At 72.0% G+C, this 19,873-nt stretch carries 20 protein-coding genes and 1 pseudogene; 7 read left to right on the forward strand and 14 right to left on the reverse strand.

The genetic code is table 11. The features are described 5' to 3' along the window. Nucleotides 1–136: 136 nt before the first annotated feature. Nucleotides 137–916, forward strand: a complete 780-nt coding sequence (locus QQM72_RS22505; RefSeq protein ID WP_314222663.1) for an alpha/beta hydrolase — start codon at nt 137–139, stop codon at nt 914–916. Beyond that, nucleotides 909–1,562, forward strand: a complete 654-nt coding sequence (locus tag QQM72_RS22510; RefSeq protein WP_314222664.1) for a hypothetical protein — start codon at nt 909–911, stop codon at nt 1,560–1,562. The genes QQM72_RS22505 and QQM72_RS22510 overlap by 8 nt, the downstream gene beginning before the upstream one ends. On the opposite strand, the gene QQM72_RS22515 is transcribed toward QQM72_RS22510, so the two are convergent. From QQM72_RS22515 to QQM72_RS22545, 7 genes are all read right to left on the reverse strand, one after another. Continuing rightward, a complete protein-coding gene (locus QQM72_RS22515; RefSeq protein WP_314222665.1) occupies nt 1,559–2,320 on the reverse strand; it encodes an endonuclease/exonuclease/phosphatase family protein in 762 nt (253 codons plus the stop codon). The two genes, QQM72_RS22510 and QQM72_RS22515, sit on opposite strands and share 4 nt — an antisense overlap. A 27-nt stretch (nt 2,321–2,347) precedes the next feature. Then, nucleotides 2,348–2,545, reverse strand: coding sequence for a hypothetical protein (locus QQM72_RS22520; protein WP_314222666.1), 198 nt, complete (start codon nt 2,543–2,545; stop codon nt 2,348–2,350). 2 nt (nt 2,546–2,547) lie between these two features. Beyond that, nucleotides 2,548–3,501, reverse strand: a complete 954-nt coding sequence (locus QQM72_RS22525) for an ROK family glucokinase (RefSeq protein WP_020129975.1) — start codon at nt 3,499–3,501, stop codon at nt 2,548–2,550. Between the two features lie 67 nt (nt 3,502–3,568). Then, entirely contained in the window at nt 3,569–4,081 is a 513-nt protein-coding gene (locus tag QQM72_RS22530; protein ID WP_314222667.1) for a DUF5304 domain-containing protein, read from the reverse strand. A gap of 81 nt (nt 4,082–4,162) precedes the next feature. Beyond that, nucleotides 4,163–5,338 carry an ArsA family ATPase gene (locus tag QQM72_RS22535; protein WP_314222668.1) on the reverse strand — a complete coding sequence of 392 codons (1,176 nt, stop codon included), beginning with the start codon at nt 5,336–5,338 and terminating at the stop codon, nt 4,163–4,165. An 88-nt stretch (nt 5,339–5,426) separates the two neighbouring features. Further along, on the reverse strand, nt 5,427–5,891 hold the full coding sequence (locus tag QQM72_RS22540; RefSeq protein WP_314222669.1) for an SRPBCC family protein: 465 nt from the start codon (nt 5,889–5,891) through the stop codon (nt 5,427–5,429). A 161-nt stretch (nt 5,892–6,052) separates the two neighbouring features. After that, entirely contained in the window at nt 6,053–6,808 is a 756-nt protein-coding gene (locus QQM72_RS22545) for a metallophosphoesterase family protein (RefSeq protein ID WP_314222715.1), read from the reverse strand. A gap of 348 nt (nt 6,809–7,156) precedes the next feature. Between QQM72_RS22545 and QQM72_RS22550 the strand changes: the two genes are divergently transcribed. Further along, the gene (locus tag QQM72_RS22550) at nt 7,157–8,953 is read left to right on the forward strand and encodes an AMP-dependent synthetase/ligase (protein ID WP_314222670.1); all 1,797 of its coding nucleotides are present in this window, start codon (nt 7,157–7,159) and stop codon (nt 8,951–8,953) included. A 28-nt stretch (nt 8,954–8,981) separates the two neighbouring features. Here the strand turns inward: QQM72_RS22550 and QQM72_RS22555 are convergent, their stop codons facing one another. Continuing rightward, nucleotides 8,982–10,634: a GMC oxidoreductase gene (locus QQM72_RS22555; protein ID WP_449657435.1), complete on the reverse strand. Its 1,653-nt coding sequence runs from the start codon at nt 10,632–10,634 to the stop codon at nt 8,982–8,984. A gap of 52 nt (nt 10,635–10,686) precedes the next feature. Next, the gene (locus QQM72_RS22560) at nt 10,687–11,829 is read right to left on the reverse strand and encodes a glycosyltransferase family 4 protein (protein WP_314222671.1); all 1,143 of its coding nucleotides are present in this window, start codon (nt 11,827–11,829) and stop codon (nt 10,687–10,689) included. Nucleotides 11,830–11,907: 78 nt separating this feature from the next. Here QQM72_RS22560 and QQM72_RS22565 point away from each other — a divergent pair, with 78 nt between their 5' ends. Continuing rightward, a complete protein-coding gene (locus QQM72_RS22565; RefSeq protein WP_314222672.1) occupies nt 11,908–13,143 on the forward strand; it encodes a glycosyltransferase family 87 protein in 1,236 nt (411 codons plus the stop codon). Nucleotides 13,144–13,191: 48 nt separating this feature from the next. Beyond that, a pseudogene (locus QQM72_RS22570) lies at nt 13,192–13,326 on the forward strand (PadR family transcriptional regulator); the annotation flags it as partial. Here QQM72_RS22570 and QQM72_RS22575 read toward each other — a convergent pair. From QQM72_RS22575 to QQM72_RS22595, 5 genes are all read right to left on the reverse strand, one after another. Next, nucleotides 13,314–14,516, reverse strand: coding sequence for a hypothetical protein (locus QQM72_RS22575; RefSeq protein ID WP_314222673.1), 1,203 nt, complete (start codon nt 14,514–14,516; stop codon nt 13,314–13,316). The pseudogene QQM72_RS22570 and the gene QQM72_RS22575 sit on opposite strands and share 13 nt — an antisense overlap. Before the next feature lie 28 nt (nt 14,517–14,544). Beyond that, entirely contained in the window at nt 14,545–15,567 is a 1,023-nt protein-coding gene (locus tag QQM72_RS22580) for a C40 family peptidase (protein WP_314222674.1), read from the reverse strand. A gap of 199 nt (nt 15,568–15,766) precedes the next feature. Then, nucleotides 15,767–16,801, reverse strand: coding sequence for a C40 family peptidase (locus tag QQM72_RS22585; RefSeq protein WP_314222675.1), 1,035 nt, complete (start codon nt 16,799–16,801; stop codon nt 15,767–15,769). A 211-nt stretch (nt 16,802–17,012) separates the two neighbouring features. Then, the gene (locus tag QQM72_RS22590) at nt 17,013–18,356 is read right to left on the reverse strand and encodes an NYN domain-containing protein (protein WP_314222676.1); all 1,344 of its coding nucleotides are present in this window, start codon (nt 18,354–18,356) and stop codon (nt 17,013–17,015) included. Nucleotides 18,357–18,425: 69 nt separating this feature from the next. Continuing rightward, nucleotides 18,426–18,665 carry a hypothetical protein gene (locus tag QQM72_RS22595; RefSeq protein WP_020129990.1) on the reverse strand — a complete coding sequence of 80 codons (240 nt, stop codon included), beginning with the start codon at nt 18,663–18,665 and terminating at the stop codon, nt 18,426–18,428. Between the two features lie 173 nt (nt 18,666–18,838). Between QQM72_RS22595 and QQM72_RS22600 the strand changes: the two genes are divergently transcribed. Then, a complete protein-coding gene (locus QQM72_RS22600) occupies nt 18,839–19,573 on the forward strand; it encodes a rhomboid family intramembrane serine protease (protein WP_314222677.1) in 735 nt (244 codons plus the stop codon). After that, on the forward strand, nt 19,570–19,851 hold the full coding sequence (locus tag QQM72_RS22605) for an Lrp/AsnC family transcriptional regulator (RefSeq protein WP_020129992.1): 282 nt from the start codon (nt 19,570–19,572) through the stop codon (nt 19,849–19,851). The genes QQM72_RS22600 and QQM72_RS22605 overlap by 4 nt, the downstream gene beginning before the upstream one ends. The last annotated feature ends 22 nt before the right edge of the window (nt 19,852–19,873 follow it).

A 19,873-nucleotide genomic window follows, 5' to 3' on the forward strand; every position in this document is an offset into this window, starting at 1 on the left:
CCTCCTGTTTGTGTCGCTCAGACCTTAACCCGGAGTGGCCGCAAAGGCTCCGACGACCCTGGTCGGTGTCAGTGCGGTCGCGTACGGTGAAGGACACGTCCCTCCCACGAAGAACAGACGAAGACAGGAGACCGAGGTGCCGGTCCTTCCTGGAGCCGAGCCGTACCGCCATGAGGGCGGAGAGGTCGGGGTGCTCCTCTGTCACGGCTTCACCGGTTCCCCGCAGTCGCTGCGCCCCTGGGCGCGGTACCTGGCCGGACAGGGCCTGACCGTCTCGCTGCCGCTGCTGCCGGGACACGGCACGCGCTGGGAGGACATGGCGCTGACCGGCTGGCCGGACTGGTACGCGGAGGTGGACCGCGAGCTGCGCGCCCTGCGCGACCGGTGCTCGCGGGTGTTCGTGGCCGGTCTGTCGATGGGCGGCGCACTGGCCCTGCGGCTCGCCGCGAAGCACGGGGAGCGGGTGGAGGGCGTCATCGTCGTCAACCCGGCGAACAGGGTGCACGGCCTGTCCGCGTACGCCCTTCCGGTGGCCCGGCATCTCGTCCGGACGACGAAGGGGATCACCAGCGACATCGCGAAGGAGGGCGTGCTGGAGAGCGGGTACGACCGGGTGCCGCTGCACTCGGCGCACTCCCTGCGCACCTTCCTGCGGATGGTCGACGGCGAACTGCCGCAGGTCACCCAGCCGCTGCTGCTTCTGCACAGCGTCCAGGACCATGTCGTACCGGCCGCCGACTCGGCCCGGGTCCTCGGCCGGGTGTCGTCGGCCGACGTGACCGAGATCCTGCTGGAACAGAGCTACCACGTGGCAACGTTGGACCACGATGCGGACCGGATCTTCGAGGAGAGCTACGCGTTCATCGCCCGGATCGCGCCCAGTGTCGGCAAGGAAGGGACGGCCGTAGGTGGCTGAGCACGACTCCGACCGTGAGGACCGGGAGAACCGGGACGAGCGGGACGGCCCGGAGGGCCGCGCGTCGGAGGAGCAGAGCGTGCCCTTCGACGAGGCCGCCGCGTGGGCGGCGATCGTCGCGGGATACGGCGAGGAGCCGGCGGACCCGCCGGGCTCCAAGCCGTTCAAGTCGATCGAGGACCTGGCGCTGCTCGAGGTCGGGACGAACGACGAGGAGTCCGGGGCAGAATCCGACCAGGAACCCGCGAAGGACTCCGCCGAAGAGCCCGTCAAGGAGCCCGGCGAGGAGAAGGAACCGGCCAAGCCGCTGGGCGGCTCGATCGCCTTCGCGCCCGGTGTCGGCCCGCGCGACTACACGGCGCCCGAGGCCGCGGAGGAGGACTTCGACGGGGACGACGAGGGTCACTTCGTCCCGCCGGAGCCGCCGCCGCTGCCCGCCGCCGACACCACGGCCAAGTTCGCCTGGCTAGGGGTGATCGGCGGGCCGTTGCTGCTCCTGCTCGCGGTGCTGCTGGGCTGGGAGATGACCTGGTGGCTGTCGACCGTCGGCATCGGCGGCTTCCTCGGCGGCTTCGCCACGCTGGTGATGCGGATGCGCACGGACGACGAGGAGGACGGGGATCCGGGACGGGGAGCGGTCGTCTAGGGCCTGTCCGCGGGGATCCTGAGGGCGGCGAGGACCGGAAGGTGGTCCGTGGCCGCCCTCAGGTCGCTCCCGGTGACTCCGGGAAGCCCGATCGGCACACCGCAGCCCAGCACCTCCACGCCCTTCGTCACGAAGATCCCGTCGATGCGGCGGTTCGGCCCGGTGGACGGGAAGCTGTCCTCGGCGCCCCAGGGGGCGGCGGCGCGGCAGTCCTGGAGCGCGGTGGCCAGGCGGCCGAAGGTGCGGCCGCCGGGGCTCTCGTTGATGTCGCCGCCCGCGACCGTGTGCTCCACGCCCATCCCGGCGAGACGGTCGAGCAGCATGCCCGCCTGCTCGTAGCGCTCGGCGGCCGTCAGGCCGAGGTGGCAGCCGGCCACGCCGAGCCGGGCACCGGCGAAGCGGACCACGGCGGTCGCGAGGCCCCGGCGGTGCTCACCGGGGGTGAGCGGCAGCAGGACGTCCTCGGCGCGTTCGACGGTCGCCCGCAGCGAGCACAGGACGGCCGGGCCGGCCGCCGTGCCGCCGCCGGTGAGGATCACCTGGCCGGAGGCGGCCGCGAGTCGGGCGAGCTTCTTGCGCCAGCGGAAGAAGCGGGGGGCCTCCTGGACCAGGGTCAGGTCGGGGGCGCAGGCGGTGATGACCCGGGCGAGGGCCTCGGTGTCGTCCCGCATGGAGCGGATGTTGTAGCTGAGGACCCGGATGACGGCCGAACCGTCGGGCTCGGTGCGGGAGTTGGGTAGCGGCGAGGTCGTCGGCATAGCGATCAAGATACGCCGCCCCGTCCCCTACGTCCGGAAAAGCGAACGGGGGCCGCGAGCGGCCCCCGTGTTGACGCCATGTGCCGTAACGACCGGCCGTGGCGGTACCAGGAGCAGTACGACCAGCCGTACGAGCAGGACGAGCGGTCCCAGCAGCAGCACCAGCACCAGCACCAGCACCAGCACCAGCACCAGCACCAGCACCAGCACCAGCACCAGCACCACGACTACATGATCGGGTCGGGCTCTCTCGCCAGGTCCGCCGCTCCCACCAGGCCCGCCTTGTTGCCCAGCTGGGCGGCGATGACATCGGCCACCGGACGCCAGTTGCCGCCGACCAGCCAGCGCTTGTAGGACTTCCGGATCGGGTCGAGGACCAGCTCACCCTCGTCGGAGAGACCGCCGCCGACGATGAAGGCGGACGGGTCGAAGAGGGAGGCGAGGTCGGCGAGGCCCGCGCCGGCCCAGCGGGCGAGCTCGCGGTAGGAGTCGACCGCGACCGGGTCGCCCTGGCGGGCGGCCATGGAGATGTGCTTGCCCTCGATGCCGTCGGGGTTGCCGTCGCCCAACGACAGCAGGATCTCGGCGTTCTCGGGGGTCGCGTTGGCGCGCTGCTTGGCGTAGCGCACGAGGGCGCGGCCGGAGGCGTACTGCTCCCAGCAGCCCTGCGAGCCGCAGCCGCACAGCAGACCGTCCGGCACCATGCGGATGTGGCCGAACTCGGCCGCGACGCCGAAGTGACCGCGGCGCAGCTTGTTGCCGATGATGATGCCGCCGCCGAGGCCGGTGCCGAGGGTGATGCAGATGACGTTGCGGTGGCCCTTGCCCGCGCCGAACTTGTACTCGCCCCACGCCGCGGCGTTGGCGTCGTTCTCCACCACGACGGGGAGACCGACGCGGGCCTCGACCTCGTCCTTGAGCGGCTCCTGGCGCCAGTCGATGTTGGGCGCGAAGTAGACCGTCGAGCGCTGGCGGTTGACATAGCCGGCGGCGCCGATGCCGACACCGACGATGTCGTGCCCGGCACGCGCGCCCTCCACGGCGGAGGCGATGGCGTCCACGATGCCCTCGGGCGTGCCCGGGGTCGGCACCTTGTGGGTCGAGAGGATGTTGCCTTCCTCGTCGACCACGCCGGCCGCGATCTTCGTGCCGCCGATGTCGACGCCGATGGTGAGTCCCATGAATCCCTCAGTTCCGGTCGAGCCCCGCTACGGCCAACCGTACCCGAGGCCCTGCCCCCGGAGGGCTTCAGTCCAAGTCGATGCGCTGGCCGGGACCGGTGCCGTCGCCGTCACGACCTTGATCGCGCGGGGGCTTCCCCGGGTCCTTCGCCCCCGTCGTCCAGCGTTGTTCCTGGGTCTGGACGGCGGAGCGGTAGGCGGCGAGGAGTTCGGTACCTGCGGCCGCGAGGTGGTCGAAGACGTCCGGGTTGCGCTCGATGACGGGCTCCACGGCGGCCTTGGCCTGCTCCACGACCTGGCGGACCACCTGCTGGGCGGCCGGTCCGGCGACCGCCCCGAGCAGCGGGGACTGGAGCGAGGACAGCTTGTCGCCGACGGCGTCCACGAGCTTGCGCAGTTCCTCGGCGGCCGAGCCCGGGGGCAACCGGTCGTCCTGGGCGCGGCGGCGGGCCTTCTCCGCCGCCAGGTCCTCGGCGGCGGCGGTGGCCCAGGCGTCGGCGTCGGTCGCGCGGGGCTGCTCGTCGAAGCCCGACCCGGCGGGCTCCCCGGCGGCGTCGGGCGTGGGGCGCTCTTCGCTCATGGCGGACTCCTGATGACTCCTGGTCGACGACGCCTGATGACGGCTCGTCCCTACGACGTTACCCGAACGGCGGAACCTCGTTCAGTGGGTGCGCGGCCACAGCCCGGGATCCGGCGCGAACCGCACGCACAGCTCGCCGTCGCGCAGCGCGGCGCCGTCGACGGTGCAGCGGCGCAGCACGGAGGGCAGCGCGACGATACGACGGAACGGCCCGGCGGTGACGACGAGTTCGTCGCCGCGCCGGATGAGGTCGAGCTCGTCGCGTATGGCGCCGGGCAGCGGGAGGTGCCAGACGAGCACGCCGTCCTCGGCGAGCCGGTCGGCCACGGGCCACCCGACCGGGGAGGTCGCCGGGTTGACGGCGGGCACGGCGAGCGACGCGAGGTCGTCGGCGCCGCGGGGGTCGTGGCCGAGGTGGGCGACAGGGCGGGCCGCCTCGCCCCACTCCCCCAGGGACTTGCGCTGCTGGGTGACGAGGCGGCCGAGCAGGCCCTCGTCGGCCGCCGCCTCCGGCAGGACGCGGTTGGCGACGAGCGACTCGACGGGCAGGGCGCGCAGGGCGAGGCCGAGGCGGGCGTCGCGGACGGCGTCGGCGCCGGCCGGTCCCGGCTCGGCGACCAGGCGTACGGCGGTGCCGGGGTCGGCGAGGACGGCCTCGACGGCGGCCAGCTCCATGTCCCAGCGGGCGGTCGTCTCGTACAGCCACTCGGCGGGCATCGGCACCCCGGCGAGACGGCCGAGCATCGGGCGCAGGGCGCGGGCGGCCTGTCGTTCCGGCGGGAGCAGCCGGCGCAGATAGCGGCGCAGCTCTTCCGGGAGAGCCAGCAGGGCGAGGGCCTGCGAGACGGGCGGCAGGTCGACGACGAGGAGTTCGTGCAGCTCACCGCCGTCGGCGAGGGCGGCGTCCCGCAGCGCGCGCAGCAGGGTCAGCTCCTCGGCGCCGGGGAGGGGGGTCACCTCCTCCGGGTCGAGCCGGGAGGCTCCGAGCAGGTCGAGGACGGTGGAGGCGCGGTCCTGGAAACCGGCGAGGTCGTCCCGGAAGCCGGCGCCGGCGTCGGGACGCCAGGCGGTGAGGCGCGGGGCGACCGGGACGGGGCTCGGCCCGGTGCGCACTCCGAGCGCCGCGCCGAGGGTGTCGGTGCGGTCGGCGCTCAGGACGAGGGTGCGGGTGCCTTCCGCTGCGGCGCGCCGCGCGGTGGCGGCCGCCACGGTGGTGCGTCCGCTGCCGCCAGGGCCGGTGATCAGGATGGTGCGCATGAGGGTGAACCGTAACGGAGGTCGGGGCAGCCCCCGACCTCCTCGCCCCGCCCCCGGACCCGCCGGCTCCCGGGTCTTGCGGCCGGCGCTACTTCTCGGGCGCCTCGAAGCCGGCCTCTCCCGACTCCACCCGCTTCTTCAGGCCGGCCAGCGCGCGGTCGATGATGACCTTCTCGGCCTTGCGCTTGATCATGCCCAGCATGGGGATCTTGACGTCCACGGTCAGCCGGTAGGTGACCTCGGTCGCGCCCGCGCCGGCCGGCTCGAGGAGGTAGGAGCCGTCGAGCTGGCGCAGCATCTGGGACTTCACCAGCGTCCAGGACACCTCGTGCTCGCCGGTCCAGGTGTAGCCGAGGACCTGGTCGTCCTTGATGGCGCCGGCGTCCATGACCAGGCGGACCTGCTCGGCGCGGCCCTGCCCGTCGGTCCCGAGGACCTCCGCCTGCTTCACCTCTCCGGTCCAGTCCGGGTAGCGGGCGAAGTCGGCGATCACCGCCATGACCTCAGCCGGTGCCGCCTCGATCGTGATGCTCGAGCTGGTGTGTTCCGCCATCGCCGTGGCTCCTCCAGATGCGGGCCGGTAAAGGTAGAGAAGAGGACACCGTGCGCCAGCCGCCGCGCACGTGTGTGCAGCGTGAAGGCTACCGCGCGCCCGACCTGCCGCCGTCACCCGGAGTCAGGACACCGTCCGGACGGCGTCGGGTCGTCGCCCGGTCACCACTCCAGCGCCCACGGCTTCCCGCTGCCCGCGAAGTGGCCCACGTTCACGCACTCGGTCGCGCCGACCCGCATCCGGCGGGCGAGCGGCTGGTGGACGTGCCCGAAGAGCGCGTAGCGGGGCCGGGTGCGGCGGATGGCGTCCAGCAGCGCCCGGCTGCCCCGCTCGAAGCGGCGGGCGACGGTGTCGTAGACGAGTTCCGGCACCTCCGGCGGGATGTGGGTGCACAGCACGTCCACCTCGCCCACGGCCTCGATCTTCGCCGCGTACTCCTCGTCGCTGATCTCGTACGGCGTACGCATGGGGGTCCTCAGGCCGCCGCCCACGAAGCCGAAGACCCGGCCGCCGATCTCCACCCGCTCCCCGTCCAGGACGGTCGTGCCGGGCCCGGCGAACTCGGGCCACAGCCGCGGCATGTCGACGTTGCCGTAGGTGGCGTACGTCGGGTTCGGGAACGCCGGGAACAGCTCGGCGTACTGCTTGCGGACCGCCTGCTCGATCAGCGCCGCCCGGTCGCCGCCGATGCCGCCCCACAGCCGGGCGCCGAGCTCACGGGCCTCCTCGAAGCGGCGGGCGGTGCGCAGTTCGACGATGAGGTCGGCGTTCTCCACCCCGAAGAGGTCGGGGAAGATCCCGCGGGAGTGGTCGGCGTAGTCCAGGAACAGGACCAGGTCGCCCAGACAGATCAGTGCGTCCGCGCCCTCTCCGGCCCGGGCCAGGTCGCGCGCGTTGCCGTGCACGTCGCTGACCACGTGGATGCGTGTCCGGCGGTTTCCGGGCGGTGTGGATGCCATGACGATCAAGGGTAGGCGTGTGCGGCATACGTGAACAGTGTCGATCGGGATACCGGTTACTGGCCAGTCAGTAAAGCGGTGGACTACTGTCGGCCGGGAAACACCAATCTGTGTGACGCAGCGAACATCTCGCCGGACCCCCCTGTCGAAGACGCCATACCGACGGGTAACGTCCGGGCAGTCCAGTCGTGCTCAGGATTTCAACCACCGAGATCCACCGAGGTCCCGAGCACAGTCCCGAGCCTTGGACCGCATCGTCGCAGCACACAACGTCGTGGCGCCGGCGCCCTATGAGGAGCAGCAGTCTTGCGCGAGTTCAGCCTTCCGGCTTTGTACGAGGTCCCTGCGGACGGCAATCTGACCGACATCGTCCGCAGAAACGCCGCGCAGCATCCCGACGTCGCCGTCATCGCCCGCAAGGTGGGAGGCGCCTGGCAGGACGTGACGGCCACGGCCTTCCTGGCCGAGGTGCACGCCGCCGCCAAGGGCCTCATCGCCTCCGGCGTCCAGCCCGGCGACCGGGTCGGCCTGATGTCGCGCACCCGCTACGAGTGGACGCTGCTCGACTTCGCGATCTGGTGCGCGGGCGCGGTCACCGTGCCGGTGTACGAGACCAGCTCCCCGGAGCAGGTGCAGTGGATCCTCTCCGACTCGGGCGCGACCGCCGTCGTCGTCGAGCTGGACGGCCACGCGGCGGCCGTGGAGTCGGTGCGCGAGTCGCTGCCGGCGCTGAAGCACGTCTGGCAGATCGAGGCCGGGGGTGTCGAGGAGCTCGGGCGGCTCGGCAAGGACGTCTCCGACGAGGTCGTCGAGGAGCGCAGCTCGCAGGCCAGGGCCGACGACCCGGCGACCATCGTCTACACGTCCGGTACGACCGGCCGGCCCAAGGGCTGCGTGCTGACCCACCGCAGCTTCTTCGCCGAGTGCGGGAACGTCGTGGAGCGGCTGCGGCCGCTGTTCCGCACGGGCGAGTGCAGCGTGCTGCTCTTCCTCCCGCTCGCGCACGTCTTCGGCCGGCTGGTGCAGATCGCCCCGATGATGGCGCCGATCAAGCTGGGCACCGTCCCGGACATCAAGAACCTCACCGACGAGCTGGCCGCCTTCCGCCCGACGCTCATCCTGGGCGTGCCGCGGGTCTTCGAGAAGGTCTACAACTCGGCGCGCGCCAAGGCGCAGGCGGACGGCAAGGGCGCGATCTTCGACAAGGCGGCCGACACCGCGATCGCCTACAGCAAGGCGCTGGAGCTCCCGGCGGGCCCGCCGCTGAAGCTGAGGATCAAGCACAAGGTCTTCGACCGGCTCGTCTACGGCAAGCTGCGCGCGGTCCTCGGCGGCAAGGGCGAGTACGCGATCTCCGGGGGCGCCCCGCTGGGCGAGCGCCTCGGTCACTTCTTCCGCGGCATCGGCTTCACCGTCCTGGAGGGCTACGGCCTGACGGAGTCCTGCGCCGCCACCGCCTTCAACCCCTGGGACCGGCAGAAGATCGGCACGGTCGGTCAGCCGCTGCCCGGCTCGGTCGTGCGGATCGCGGACGACGGGGAGGTGCTGCTGCACGGCGAGCACCTCTTCAAGGAGTACTGGAACAACCCGGCCGCGACCGCCGAGGCGCTGGCCGACGGCTGGTTCCACACCGGTGACATCGGCACCCTCGACGAGGACGGCTACCTCCGGATCACCGGGCGCAAGAAGGAGATCATCGTCACCGCGGGCGGCAAGAACGTCGCGCCGGCCGTGATCGAGGACCGGATCCGGGCGCACGCGCTGGTGGCGGAGTGCATGGTGGTGGGCGACGGGCGGCCGTTCGTGGGCGCGCTGGTCACCATCGACGAGGAGTTCCTGGGCCGCTGGGCTGCCGACCACGGCAAGCCGGCGGGTTCGACCGCGGCGTCGCTGCACGGGGACGCCGACCTTCAGGCCGCCGTCCAGTCGGCGATCGACGACGGCAACGCCGCGGTCTCGAAGGCGGAATCGGTGCGGAAGTTCCGCATTCTCTCCTCCCAGTTCACGGAGGACTCGGGCCACCTCACGCCGTCGCTGAAGCTGAAGCGCAATGTCGTGGCGAAGGACTACGCGGGCGAGATCGAGGCGATCTACGCCAAGTAGCGGCTGTTCGTTACCTCCTGACGGAGCGTCATGGCGCGGTGTCCTCCACGAGGACCCGCGCCATCGTGCGTTCGGCGAGGGCGGTGATGGTGACGAAGGGATTCACCCCGATGTTGCCGGGCACCAACGAGCCGTCGGTGACATACAGCTTCGAATACCCCTTCACCCGACCGTAGTCGTCGGTCGCATTCCCCAGCACGCAACCGCCGAGCGGGTGGTACGTGAAGTCGTCGGCGAAGACCTTGCTGGACGAGCCGAAGAGGTCGTAGCGGTAGATGGTGGCGTTCGCCGCGTTGATCCGGTCGAACAGCTTCTTGGCCATGCCCGAGGAGACGGCGCTCTGCGCGGCGCTCCAGCCGAGCTTCACCCCGCCGGTGGCGGCGTCGTACGTGAACGCGGCCCGCTGCGGGTTCTTGGTGATCGCCAGATAGAGGCTGACCCAGTGCTCCAGTCCCGTGGGCAGCGGGGCGATCTCCGCGAAGACGGGGTTGGCGGTGTTCGCCCAGTCGTCGATGCCCATGACCGGCATGGTCGACTGGTTGGCGCCGACGGTGTCCCACAGGTGGTTGGCCCGCCCGAGCATCACGTTGCCGTTGTTGCCCCAGCCCGCCCCGACGGATCTGTCCAGCGCGGGCAGCGTGCCCGTGTCCCTGGCCCGGACGAGGAGTTCGCTGGTCCCGAGGCTGCCGCCGCCGAGGAAGAGGTACGTGCAGCCGTACTGCCTGGTCTCGACGACCTTGCCCGTGTCGTCGATGCGGTCGGCGGTCAGGACGTACGTCCCGTCGCTCGCCCGGCTGATCCCGCGCACCTTCTCCATGGTGTGGATCGTGACGTTCCCGGTGCCGAGCGCCGACGCCAGATACGACTTGTCGAGGCTCCTCTTGCCGTGGTTGTTGCCGTAGATGACCTCCTGCCCGAGGGCGGACCTCGTCGCGGTGCCCGCCGCCTCGCGCTGCATGTAGCCGAAGTCGTAGACGCTGGGCACGAAGGTGGTCTTCAGACCGGTGTTCGCCGCGTGCTTGCGGGAGACGCGCGAGAACCGGTACCACTCGGTCGACTCGAACCAGGCGGGGTCGACGCTGTTGACGCCGAGCATGGCGCGGGCCCGCGGGAAGTAGGTCGCGTACATCTCCGCCGCGTCGACGGTGGGGAACTGCTCGGCGAAGTACGACTGGAGCGGGGTGACCGCCATGGAGCCGTTGACCAGCGAGCCGCCGCCGACCCCGCGGCCCACGAAGACGGACATGTTGTCGAAGTGCACGCGGTCCAGGACGCCCGGGTAGCGGCTGATGTCCTTGTTGACGAGGTCCAGCCACAGGAAGGTCGCCAGCGGCGCCTCGGTGCGGGTGCGGAACCACATGGACCGCTGATCGGGGTCGGCGGTGTTGCAGAAGACCTTGCCGTCGGAGCCGGCCGTGTTCCACAGCCGGCCCATCTCGAGGACGAGGGTGCGGATGCCGGCCTGGCCGAGACGCAGGGCGGCGACGGCGGCGCCGTAGCCGGAGCCGACGACGACGGCGGGGGCGGATTCGACCGCCACGGGCTCCGCCGCGCGGGCCGACTGAAGGCCGACACGGGTGAAGCCGAGCGTGGCCGCCGTCTGGAGGGCGGCCACACCGAGGATTTGACGTCTCGTCAGCTGATTACCAGTCAGCTGACGCTGTATCAGTTCTGCTGCCATGTGCGCAGCATCGGCGGATTACGTCCCTCCGCCTAGGGCGCGGAGGGAAAAGCTAGAGCAACGTCTTCAACTTCTCCGCCAGCAGGTCCCACCGCCACTTCTCCTCCACCCAGGCGCGCCCGCGCTCCCCCATCCGGCGGCGCAGCTCCGCGTCCCCGAGCAGGGCGACGATGCGCTCGGCCGCGTCGGCCGGGGAACCGCCCCGCACGACCCACCCCGTCTCCCCGTCGAGCACGGCGTCGGGCGCCCCGCCCGAGTCCCCGGCGACCACGGGCAGCCCGGTGGCCGACGCCTCCAGGTAGACGATCCCGAGCCCCTCCACATCCAGTCCGCCCCGTCGCGTCCGGCACGGCATCGCGAAGACGTCCCCGGCGCCGTAGTGGGCGGGCAGCTCCGACCAGGGCACCGCCCCGGTGAAGCGCACCGCGTCCGCCACCCCGCGCTCCTGGGCCAGCCTGCGCAGGTCCTTCTCGTAGGGCCCGCCCCCGACGATCAGCAGGACCGCCTCCGGCTCGGCGGCCAGGATCCGCGGCATCGCGAGGATCAGCGTGTCCTGGCCCTTGCGCGGCACGAGCCGCGAGACGCACACCACCACCGGCCGGTCGGTCAGCCCGAGCCGCGCCCGCACCTCCTCGCCGCCCGATCCCGGGTGGAAGGTCTTCTCGTCGACGCCCGGCGGCAGCTGCACCATCCGCCCCGCCGCCCCGGCGCTCAGCGCGGTCGCGATCCGCGAGCGGGTGTACTCGCCGAGGTAGGTGATCGTGTCCGTGCTCTCGCCGATCCGGCCGAGCAGCTGCCGGGCGGCGGGCAGCTGCGCCCACCCGGCCTCGTGCCCGTGCGTGGTGGCCACCAGCCGCTCGGCGCCCGCCCTGCGCAGCGCCGGCGCCATCAGCCCGAGCGGCGCGGCCGCCCCGAACCACACCGACGTGCACCCGTGCTCCCGCAGCAGCCCGACGGCCCTGCGGGTCGCCCCGGGGGTCGGCAGCAGCATCGTCGTGGAGTCCCGTACGACGGTGAAGGGCTGCTCGGCGTCGAAGGCGGCCGTCGCCTCGACACCCTCGCGGGAACGCTTCCAGGTGGACGCGTAGACGACGAGTCGGTCGGGGTCGAGCCGGAGCGCCATGTTGTGCAGGAACGCCTGGATGCCGCCGGGGCGGGGCGGGAAGTCGTTCGTCACGATCAGGGTCTTGTGCATCGCAGCCGACCCTATCCAAACGCTCTTCACAGCCGCGCCCGACCGCGCTTCACAGCCCCGCGGGAGATCATGTGGGCCATGGAGACGACGGCCGCGGGGCGGCCCCTGACGTGCCTGCTGACGACCTGGGGTGTGACCCGGCTCGCGCTGCTGCTCTTCGTCTTCAAGGTGTTCCTCTTCCCCGGCCCGGACGTCACCAGCGACATCTCCGTCACCTACCAGGGCTGGTACGAGGTGCTGAGCGGCGGCACGTTCCCGGCCGCCGACGTCACCTGGCAGTACCCGCCCGCCGCCGCCCTCGCGATCCTCTCCCCCGGTCTGCTGCCCTTCCTCGACTACGCGTCGGCCTTCTTCGTCCTGGCCTTCCTCGCCGACCTGGCCGTCCTCATGCTGCTGCTGAACACGGGGCTGCGCCCCGGCCGGTCGCTGCGCGGCGCCTGGATGTGGGTGGCGGGCGTGCCCCTGCTCGGCCCCACCGTCTACTCCCGCTACGACGTGATGGTGACGGCGGTCGCGGTCGCCGCACTGGTCGCCGGCGTGCGGCGGCCCCGGGTGATGGGCGCGCTGACGGGTCTGGCGGTGCTGCTGAAGGTGTGGCCCGTGCTGCTGCTGGCGGGCGCCGTGCGCAGGCGGGCCTGGGGCGCGGCGGTGGTGACCGTCGGCGCGCTGGCCGCGCTGTTCGCCCTGACCATGCCCGGCGCCTTCGCCTTCCTGACCTTCCAGCGCGACCGGGGCACCGAGGTGGAGTCGCTGGGCGCGCTCGCCCTGCATGTGGCCCGGCAGTTCGGCTGGCAGGGCCGGGTGCTGCTCAACTACGGCTCGCTGGAGTTCCTCGGCCCGCACGTCGGCGTGGTGAGCGACGTGGCCCTGGGGCTGACCGCGGTCGCGTTCGGCTGGCTGCTGCTGTGGCGGCTGACGGCGAGGCGCTTCGCGCCGCAGACGCTCGCGGAGGCGGCGTTCACCGCGGTCCTGCTGTTCACCGTCACCAGCCGGGTGATCAGCCCGCAGTACCTCGTGTGGCTGATCGGCCTGGCGGCGGTCTGTCTGTGCTTCCGCGCCGGCCGTATGGCCCTGCCCGCCGTCCTGGTCCTGGCCGCGTCCTTCGTGACGGTGCTGGAGTTCCCCGTCTTCTTCGCGGACGTCGTCGCGAGCAGCCCGCTCGGCGTCACCCTCCTGTTCCTGCGCAACGGCCTGCTGGTGGCCGCCACGATCGTCGCGGCCGTCCGGCTGTGGCGCTCGACGGTGCCGAGCGCCGCCCCCGCTCCCCCGGCCGGTAGGGCCGCCCGTACCAGCGAGCCCGCGGTCTCACCCTGACGCCTGGTTCAGGAACAGAGCAACGCCACTCGAAAGAGTGATCCATTCGAGGGCAGGCCCGTACGTGCGGAGGAGACCGGGGACCTGTTCCGGCAGGGCATGCTGCGGGTCGCCCGGACGACGGGCGAGGCGGAGCGGGCCTGGCTGCGCGCGGCGATCGAGCAGCCGGCTCAGGCGAGCTGAGCCTTCAGGTAGCCCTGCCAGTCCGCCGTGAACCCCGCGAGGGAGGTGCCCAGCACGCTCTCCAGCGCGCCCTCCACCGCCCCCGGCCGCTTCCCGTGCTCCCCCACCGCCCGGTAGAACGCGTCCAGCTTCACCTCGCCCCACCGCTCGGCGATCATCCGGCAGGCCAGCCAGCCGCCCTCGTACGCCTGGGCCAGCCGGTCGGCGTCGCCGGAGAAGCCGAAGTCGCCGTCGGTGGGCAGCGCCGCCGGGACGGCGCCGTCCGTGACGGTGTGCTGGAGCTCCGGGGCGACCTCGGCGGGGGTACGGCCGGTGCCGCGGTAGCCCACCCAGTCGGCGTACCCCTCGGACAGCCACAGCGGGGTGGCCGCGTTCGTGTGGGCGCGCGTCGCGACATGGGTGGCCTCGTGGGTGAGGACCACCTGCCGGCCGACCCGGCCGAGCATGGCGTACGCGTCCGGGTTGACGATGATCCGGTCCGCGGGCGTCCTGGTCCCGCCGCTCGTCTCGCCCGTGGTGACCGCGGCGATCCCGCGGTAGGAGGAGGCGGGCGAGCCGAGCAGACCCGCCATGCCCTCCAGCGACTTCGGGACGAGGACGACGAGGCGCCCCGCCCAGCCGGTGCCCCAGGCCGCCGAGACCTCCGGGACGGCGTCGTCGGCCAGGCCGGCGAAGGACCGCAGCCGCGCCTCGGACTGCCCGACCCCCAGCACGAGACTGTGCGCGCCCCGTACGACGCTCACCGTGCCCTGGTCCCACAGCTGCTGGCCGGCCTTCGTCGCCGGCTGGTCCGAGGCCACCGACCACCGGCCGGCCCCGTCACGGGTCAGGCGCAGCACGCGGGCCGTGGTCACCGGGGCCTTGTCGTAGCCGTCGACGCGGTAGCTCAGTTCGGCGTCGGCGGTGGCGGTGTCCCCGCTGCGGTGGAGCGCCGTCACGCGGTACGACCAGGCCGCCAGCGGAACGGCCCGCACCGCGGCGTACCCGGCGTCGGCGCCGGTGGCCGCGTAGGCGCCCTGGTCGCGGTCCAGGACCGCGGCGGCCCGCCGGTCGAGAACCCGCTGCACATCGGCCTGCGCGTCGGCCGACGCGGCCCGCCCGCCGCAGCCGACCAGAGCGCCGAGGAGCGAGACGAGCAGCAGGCAGAGCCCCAGCACCCCGGGTCCGCGCGCCCGCCCTCGACCAGCCATCCTCCCGATCGTACGGCGGCGGCTCCGCTCAGGGCCGGGTGACGGACGAGACGGGCATCATCCCGACCGGGTCGTAGCGCACCGGCGCCCCTGGATAGGGGGCGTGGATGACCTGCCCGTTGCCGACGTACATGCCGACATGGCTGGCGTCGGAGCGGTAGGTGACGAGGTCGCCGGGTCGGGCCTGGGAGAGCGGCACCCGCCGGCCCGCGTGCGCCTGGGCCTGCGAGGTGCGCGGCAGCGAGATCCCGGCCTGCGCGTACGACCACTGCATGAGGCCCGAACAGTCGAACCCGGTGGGCCCGTTGGCGCCCCAGACGTACGGCCTGCCGAGCGCGGAGCGCACGGCGGCCACGGCGGCGCCCGCGCGGCCGGAGGCCGGGACGGCGCCCGACAGGTCGGACATGGCGTCCCGGCCGGAGCGGGAGGCCCGGTCGAAGGCGGCGCGTTCCGCGGAGGGCAGGGTGTTGAGCAGCTGCCGTGCCTTGGCGAGCTTCTGCTCCACGGTCCGCTTGTGCCGCGCGACGGCCTTGCGGCTCTTCTCCAGTTCGGCGAGTTTGCCCGCGGCCTCGGCGCGCTCCTGGGTGAGTTCGCGCATGGCGCCCTGGAGCTCCCTCAGCTCCCCGGCCTGGTGGTCGGTGATCCGGTCGAGGACGGACGCCTTGGCGAGGTACTCCTCCGGGTCGTCGGAGAACAGCAGCGCCAGGGAGGGGTCGTAGCCGCCGGAGCGGTACTGGGCGCCGGCCAGCGAACCGAGTTGTCCACGCAGGCCGTTGATGCGCTCCTGCTGCCGGGCGATGTGGTCCTGGGCCACGCCGACCTGCCCCCGCAGGGTGTCGGCGCGCTCGTCGGCCGTGTTGTAGGCCTCGGTGGCCTTCTCGGCCTCCTCGTAGAGACGGTCCACCTCGGCGCGGGTGTCGTCGTGCGGAGCGGCCGTGGCCGGTACGGCGGACACGGCGCCGAGTGCGGCGGCCGCGACGGACAGCACGCTCAGGGCGCCGGTGGCGCCCCGGTCGAACCCGGACTGTGCAAGGCGGCGATGGGACCCCACGGGATGCCGCGCTCCTTCCGCTGGCGGACAGGGAAACGCGGCAGACAGTAGCCCCGAGGTGGGGGGTCGGCCAAAGACCTCGGCGGCGACGCACAGTGACGCCCCGCCGCTGACGCAGGTCACCGGCGGGGCGTGGGGTCACTTCTCGTTGCGGTAATTCGCCCGTTCGGGCGGCGTGGTGTCCCGATCCCGGGACCGATCAGATCCGGACGCCGAACTGGAAGGGCATGTTGTTGATCGACTCGTAGCGCACGACGGTGCCGGTGCGCGGGGCGTGCAGCACCTGGCCGTTGCCCGCGTAGAAGCCGACGTGGTGCTGGTCGCCGTAGAAGATGACCAGGTCGCCGACCTTGAGGGCGCTCTGGGAGTAGATGCGCGTACCGGCGTTGGCCTGGGCCTGCGAGGTGCGCGGGATGGAGACGCCGGCCTGGGCGTAGGCCCAGGAGGTCAGGCCCGAGCAGTCGTACGTGGCGGTGCCGGTGGCGCCGTACTGGTAGGGCTTGCCGAGCTGGCTCTGGGCGGCCTGGAAGGCGGCCATGGCCCGGCCGGAGCCCGTCGGGGAGTCGCCGAGGTCCACGCGGTCGCCGGCGTCGCGGCTGGCGCGGGCGTCGGCGGCCGCGAGGGACGCCTGCTCCTTGGCCGTCAGCGTGTTGAGGAGCTTGCGCGCCTCGGTGAGCTTGGCCTGGACTTCCTTCTTCTTCTTGCCCAGTTCGGTGCGGGTGGTGGCGAGGTCCTTGAGCTTGGTGGAGGCCTCGCTGCGCTCCTGGGCGAGCTCGCGCTGCTTCTCCTGGATCTTCTTCAGGGCCTCGACCTGCTGGGCGCTGAGCTGGTCGGCGGCGGACGCCTTGTCCAGGTAGTCGTCCGGGTTCGAGGAGAGGAGCAGCTGCAGGGAGGGGTCTATGGACCCGGTGCGGTACTGGGCCGCGGCCGCCAGGCCCATGGAGTCGCGCAGCTCGTTGAGGTCGGCCTGACCGCGAGCGACGTTGTCCTGGATGGTGGAGATCTCCTTCTGGAGCTTCTCCTGCTTCTCCTTGGCACCGTTGTACTTCTCGGTGGCCTGCTCCGCGTCCTCGTAGAGCTTGTCGACCTTGGTCTTGACCTCGTCCTTCGTGAGCTTCTCGCTGGGCGCCGCGTTGGCGGCCTGCGAGCTCAGTACGACGGCAGCGGCGGCTGCGGTGGTCAGCACGGTCACGCGTGCGCGACTCGGCTGCTTCGGTCGACGGTGGGACGCCACGGAGACGGGCTCCTTCTTTTGAGTGATCACCCGTTTGGAGATACGAGCCCTGACCTTAGTGACCTCGCCGTGATCAGTTCAAATCCTCAGGAGAAAAAAACCCATCACGCAACGCAGTTTTTTCAATCAACTCACGTGCAGTCATGCTCGATTGACGCTACGTTGCGTGACGATCCCGCCAATTCGGTCAATAAACCTGGAACTTCGACGTTTAGGACAGCCGCTTCAGAAGTACCGCGGAAGCCACCGGTCGGGCACCCGCCTTGGCGATCCCGTCGGCCACCTCACGGTCGGTCGAGGCGACGATGACCGGCCGGCCCGGCGGCTCGGCCCGCACCAGCTGACGGATCAGCTCGTCGGCCGTGACACCCGGCTTGGAGAACAGCACCCGCACCCCGCGCGGCGGCGCGAGCAGCACCGGAGCGGCCAGCTCGGCCCCGTCGAAGACGCAGGTGACCTCGGCGCCGGTCTGCGCGGCGAGCTGCGAGAGCTGCCCGAGAAGCCTGAGCCGCTGCTTCTCCAACGGCATCTGCGGATAGCCGGTCTTGGTGACGTTGTAGCCGTCGACGACGAGATGGGCCTGGGGCAGCGCGAGCAACTGGTCGAGAATGGCCGGATCGTTCTCCGACAGTGCCCGCGTGGCGATGTCCTTCGGGGTCATTCGTCCCGGTTCGACCGCGTCGACGGTTGCCGCCGGACGCACCGACACCGGCGGCAACGCCAGCTCCCGCCGCAGCCCTTGGGCCGCGTCGAGCACCGTGTCCAGCAGCAGCCGCACCCGCATGTCCTCGACGCTGCGCCCCTCGCGCGCCGCCCGCCGGGTGGCCTCCAGCGCCGCCTCCACCTCGCCGAGCCGCGCCTTCAGCCGCCGCGTCTCACTCTCCGCGGCCGACACCTGGGTCTGCCCCTCGGCGCGCACGGTCTCCAGCTCGCCGCGCACCTTGCGCAGCGCGGCCTCGCCCCGCTTCACGTCGCTGAGGGCCGAACGCAGCTTGCGATGGAGCGATTCCGCTTCCTTCTTCGCGGCGTCCAGCTCGGCGCGCAGCCCCTCGGTGCCCGCCCGGGACTGCTCACGGGCCCGGTCGAGCTCCTCGCGCAGCCGCTCCAGTTCGGCCCGGCTCTCCTCGCCGGCCCGCTCGGCGTCCGCCCGCTGGGCCTCCTCACCGGCCGCGGTGACCAGCTTCACCCAGCCGACGGGCCGCAGCACATAGGCCGCGGCCGCCACTTCGTGCGGGTCCGCGGCCGGGGTCGGCGAGCCGGAGTCGAGAGCGCCGGCGAGTTCCGGCTGGGCCTCTCTGAACTTCTCGGCGATGCGCTGCCGGAAGAGCGGATCGGTCTCCAGCGCGGCCGCCATCGCGTTGCCCGCGAACTTCGCCCGCCGGTTCGGCGCGAACCGGGCGTACTGCCGCAACTGGACGGGCAGTTCGCCGACGGTCAGCCCGCCGAAGCCGTCGGAGACGATCTGTACGACCCTGCGCCGCACGCCGTCCGGCAGCGGACGGTCGAGCATCTCGGCGGCGCCGTCGCCCGGCCCCCCGCCTGCGCTCTCCACCATCCGTCACACCCCAATACTGTGCGGGCCTCCCCCACTCTCGGCTTCGCTCGAGCGGGGGGACCCCCATCGTCAGGAACCGGCGCCCGGCCGATCCACGAGTTCCACCTGGTCCACGGCGTTGCACCAGCGGCACCGCACCGACTCGATGGTCTCACTGACCACCTCGCGCTCCTCGACCTTCGGCTCACCGGCGAGGTCGAGGTGCACGTACTCGACGACCTTCGACGAGCGCGTCACGTCGAACCGCGTGAGGTTGCCGCAGAGAGTGCAGCGCCACCGCGTCGCGGCGGTCGGCAGGGGAACCGTCATCGTGGCTGTCCGCTTCCTTCTAGTGTCGTGCTTCCGGTTGACGGGGTCGGGCCGGAGGCTCCCCCGCGCGTATGGCTCGTAACCCTACGGCCTGGCGGGTACTCGCCGCCCATCCGTCCGCGGCGGCGAGGCGGTCCGGACGAGCGCGTCCGGTTACGTCATGCTTTGTTCTCATGATCGGCGACTGGAACGGGACGGTCGGCAGGGTGGTCCGCAACCGCCCGGCGCCGGTGACCTACGCACTGATCGCGCTGTGCTGCCTGATCTTCCTGATCGGGCCCGCCTCGGGCTTCAATCCGGCGTACGGCTCCGGCGACGAACTGCTGGCGGCGCAGCGCGCCTATTTCCGGCGCTGGGGCGTGGTGCCCGGCGAGCTCTTCGAGGGCGCGCCACGGGCCGCCCTGACCCCGGCCACGGCCCTCTTCGTCCACGGCAGCTGGGTGCACCTGCTGGGCAACATGCTCTTCCTCTACGTCTTCGGGACGATGACCGAGGACCGGATGGGCCGCGTCGAGTTCACGCTCTTCTACCTCGGCTGCGGCTACCTGGCCCTGCTGGGCTACGCCGCCGCCAACGCCGAGTCGTCGCAGTCCCTGGTCGGCGCCTCCGGGGCGATCTCCGCGGTCCTCGGCGCGTTTCTGTACCTCTTCCCCCGGGCGCGGGTGACCAGCCTCCTGCCGTTCCTGTTCTTCCTGCCGCTGCGCTTCCCCGCATGGGTCGTGCTGCCCTTCTGGGCGGCCCTGCAGTGGGTGGCGGCGGGGCGGGCCGCCCAGGGGCCGGGGGTGGCCTATCTGGCGCACCTGGTGGGCTTCGGCCTGGGGCTCCTCTACGCGTGGGCCCGTTTCGGGCGTACGCGTAGAGTGAGGCCCGCCCCAGCTCCGGCTCCCGAGGGAGAGAACCAGCCGTGATCACCGCGATCGTCCTCATCAAGACCAGCGTGGACCGGATTCCCGAGATCGCGGAGCGGATCGCTTCGCTGGACTCCGTCAGCGAGGTCTTCTCCGTCACCGGGACGTACGACCTGATCGCCATGGTGCGGGTGAAGGAGCACGAGGACCTGGCGGAGGTCATCCCGGGCAGCATCAGCAAGATCCCCGGGGTGGAGGGCACGGACACGCACGTCGCCTTCCGCACCTACTCGCAGCACGACCTGGAGGCGGCGTTCGCGATCGGGCTGGACTCCTGACCGGCTGAACACCGCCTCCGGC

This window comes from Streptomyces zaehneri, assembly GCF_032248645.1.
Lineage (GTDB): Bacteria > Actinomycetota > Actinomycetes > Streptomycetales > Streptomycetaceae > Streptomyces > Streptomyces coriariae.

Coding starts and splice junctions, on each gene's coding strand:
- QQM72_RS22515 (WP_314222665.1), bottom strand. CDS start 2,320: ATGCCGACGACCTCGCCGCTACCCAACTCCCGCACCGAGCCCGACGGT.
- QQM72_RS22525 (WP_020129975.1), bottom strand. CDS start 3,501: ATGGGACTCACCATCGGCGTCGACATCGGCGGCACGAAGATCGCGGCC.
- QQM72_RS22530 (WP_314222667.1), bottom strand. CDS start 4,081: ATGAGCGAAGAGCGCCCCACGCCCGACGCCGCCGGGGAGCCCGCCGGG.
- QQM72_RS22535 (WP_314222668.1), bottom strand. CDS start 5,338: ATGCGCACCATCCTGATCACCGGCCCTGGCGGCAGCGGACGCACCACC.
- QQM72_RS22540 (WP_314222669.1), bottom strand. CDS start 5,891: ATGGCGGAACACACCAGCTCGAGCATCACGATCGAGGCGGCACCGGCT.
- QQM72_RS22555 (WP_449657435.1), bottom strand. CDS start 10,634: ATGGCAGCAGAACTGATACAGCGTCAGCTGACTGGTAATCAGCTGACG.
- QQM72_RS22560 (WP_314222671.1), bottom strand. CDS start 11,829: ATGCACAAGACCCTGATCGTGACGAACGACTTCCCGCCCCGCCCCGGC.
- QQM72_RS22565 (WP_314222672.1), top strand. CDS start 11,908: ATGGAGACGACGGCCGCGGGGCGGCCCCTGACGTGCCTGCTGACGACC.
- QQM72_RS22575 (WP_314222673.1), bottom strand. CDS start 14,516: ATGGCTGGTCGAGGGCGGGCGCGCGGACCCGGGGTGCTGGGGCTCTGC.
- QQM72_RS22590 (WP_314222676.1), bottom strand. CDS start 18,356: ATGGTGGAGAGCGCAGGCGGGGGGCCGGGCGACGGCGCCGCCGAGATG.
- QQM72_RS22595 (WP_020129990.1), bottom strand. CDS start 18,665: ATGACGGTTCCCCTGCCGACCGCCGCGACGCGGTGGCGCTGCACTCTC.
- QQM72_RS22600 (WP_314222677.1), top strand. CDS start 18,839: ATGATCGGCGACTGGAACGGGACGGTCGGCAGGGTGGTCCGCAACCGC.